General features: G+C 44.0%; 3 protein-coding genes. 2 read left to right on the top strand and 1 reads right to left on the bottom strand.

Annotation, left to right across the window (positions count from 1 at the left end; genetic code table 11):
• Positions 1-43 precede the first annotated feature (43 nt).
• The gene (locus IQ242_RS22975) at positions 44-544 is read right to left on the bottom strand and encodes a bifunctional nuclease family protein (protein WP_193961542.1); all 501 of its coding nucleotides are present in this window, start codon (positions 542-544) and stop codon (positions 44-46) included.
• A gap of 365 nt (positions 545-909) precedes the next feature.
• Between IQ242_RS22975 and rpsD the strand changes: the two genes are divergently transcribed.
• Positions 910-1,518: a 30S ribosomal protein S4 gene (gene rpsD / locus IQ242_RS22970; protein WP_002737433.1), complete on the top strand. Its 609-nt coding sequence runs from the start codon at positions 910-912 to the stop codon at positions 1,516-1,518.
• Positions 1,519-1,732: 214 nt separating this feature from the next.
• A complete protein-coding gene (locus IQ242_RS22965; RefSeq protein WP_193961541.1) occupies positions 1,733-2,185 on the top strand; it encodes a DUF29 domain-containing protein in 453 nt (150 codons plus the stop codon).
• Positions 2,186-2,261: the final 76 nt, after the last annotated feature.

Here is a 2,261-nt window from a genome sequence, read left to right as displayed (position 1 = left end):
ATCTCCTATCTCCCGACTCCTATCTCCTATATCTCCTGAATGTTCACTGATCACTAAAATCACCGTGACGTTGGATCAGGTCTGAGGGGCTAAGATTGGAGACGAAATTGCGAAAAGCTTGACGTTCCTCTTCATCTGCGTCACGATCAACAGGAATAGAAGCGGAAGCGATCACTTCTTCCATTACCCAGACAGGACTGTTGGTACGCAGAGCAATGGCGATCGCATCACTAGGACGACAATCGATTTCTTTTTTGACTTCGCCGCGCTGGAGACAGAGAACAGCATAAAAAGTATTATCTTGGAGAGAATGGATGATAATCTTTTCTAAATCCATGTCCCAAGCTTTAAAAATATTAGCGATCAAATCGTGGGTGAGGGGACGAGGGGGTCTTTGTTGTTCGAGGACGGTGATAATGGCCTTAGCCTGATCTTGTCCGATGTAGATAGGTAGGGCGCGACGCTCGGAACCATCCTTCAGCAGTACAATGGGACTGCGAGTGATAGCGTCTAGGGCAATTCCAGCGACTTTCATTTCGATCATGACTAATGGCTTCTCCAAGATAGAGATTCAGCTAGGGAAGGAGTGGGAAAGCAACCTGAATAATATAGTGCTTCGTTACACTCACAGTATGCCCTAAGATGGCAGAGATTAGCCTCATCTTTAATGAAAAAAATACATCAGCTGCCGTCAGGAGATAGGAGTCAGGAGACAGGAGATAGGGTGAGAGGGTGAGAGGGTGAGAGGGTGAGAGGGTGAGAGGGTGATAGGGGTTTAGGGGTTTAGGGATTTTGGGCTGTTAGGGTGTTAGGGTTTTAGTTGAAATTCCCCCACTTCCCCACTAAATTACTTAATTTGTGCTACGATGATAGTTTTGGGATAAATTTAAATAGGAGCAGACTGTCTGTATGTCTCGTTATAGAGGACCGCGCTTGCGCGTTGTGCGTCGTTTAGGGGAATTACCGGGCTTAACCCGTAAAAATGCCCGTCGTGCCTATGCACCGGGGCAACATGGCCAGGCCCGCAAAAAACGTTCAGAATATGCCATTCGTCTAGAAGAAAAACAAAAACTGCGTTTTAACTACGGTGTCAGCGAGAAACAATTAGTTCGCTATGTCCGCAAAGCTCGCCGGGCTACTGGTTCCACTGGTCAAGTGCTGCTGCAACTCCTAGAAATGCGTCTGGATAATACCGTTTTCCGTCTCGGTATGGCCGGGACAATTCCGGGGGCGCGACAATTAGTCAATCACGGTCACGTCACCGTTAACGGTAGAGTTGTGGATATTGCCAGTTATCAGTGCCGTCCGGGTGATGTGATTGGAGTTAGAAATCAAGAGCGTTCCCAGGATCTCGTCAAAAGAAATATGGAATACCCCGGTTTAGCCAACCTGCCGAGTCATTTGGAATTTGACAAAAACACCCTCGTGGGCAAAGTGAATGGCGTTGTGGAAAGAGAATGGATTGCCCTCTCGATTAATGAACTGTTAGTAGTGGAATACTACTCTCGGAAAGTCTAGGAAAAAAGCCTTTTCCAGATACCTTGAGGACGCAATTGGCAGCGTCCTTATTTTATTGGTTAAATTTAGTATTTTTGATTGTACATGGGGCTGGCTAACATCCGACTGCGAATGGCAGAACCTCAACTGGCTCCCCCTACTGATAACTCCCCTGAACAGTTACAGTTAAGAGAGTGGTCCGTTACCACCCACTTCTAAATGGGATATCATCAACATGAAAAATCAATTATCTCAGCTTTATGAAACTGATTTTAATTTGTGGCTTGAGCAAACCGTAAATCACTTAAAAAAGGGCAATTTAGAGGCACTCAATTTAGATAACTTAATCGAAGAAATATCCGATATAGGACGTAATAATAGACGGGAGGTATTCAGTCGTTTAAAAGTTCTCTTGATGCACTTACTTAAATGGCAATATCAACCGGAAAAACGGACTAATAGCTGGGTAAATACCATTGATGAGCAAAGAGAACAATTAGAGCTTATTTTTAGGGATAGTCCTAGCTTAAAACCCTATTTAGCCGATATTTTCGCAGAATGTTATCAAAAAGCAGTGCGAGGGACGGTAAATGAAACTAATTTACCAAAAGAAACTTTTCCAGTTGATTGTCCTTTTAGCCAAGAACAGGTTTTAAATTGGGATTATTTTCCTGAAAATAGCTTTTGAAAAATGGATATAAGTAGGGAGGCACAATTATTTGTAGGATGGGTTAACGGTATCATAACATGACCGGGTGTTCGGC

Origin of the sequence: Microcystis sp. LEGE 08355 (genome assembly GCF_015207185.1) — a bacterium.
GTDB classification, from domain to species: domain Bacteria; phylum Cyanobacteriota; class Cyanobacteriia; order Cyanobacteriales; family Microcystaceae; genus Microcystis; species Microcystis panniformis.
The sequence above is the reverse complement of the archived record's forward strand: the minus strand, read 5'-3'. Positions and strand labels throughout refer to the sequence as shown.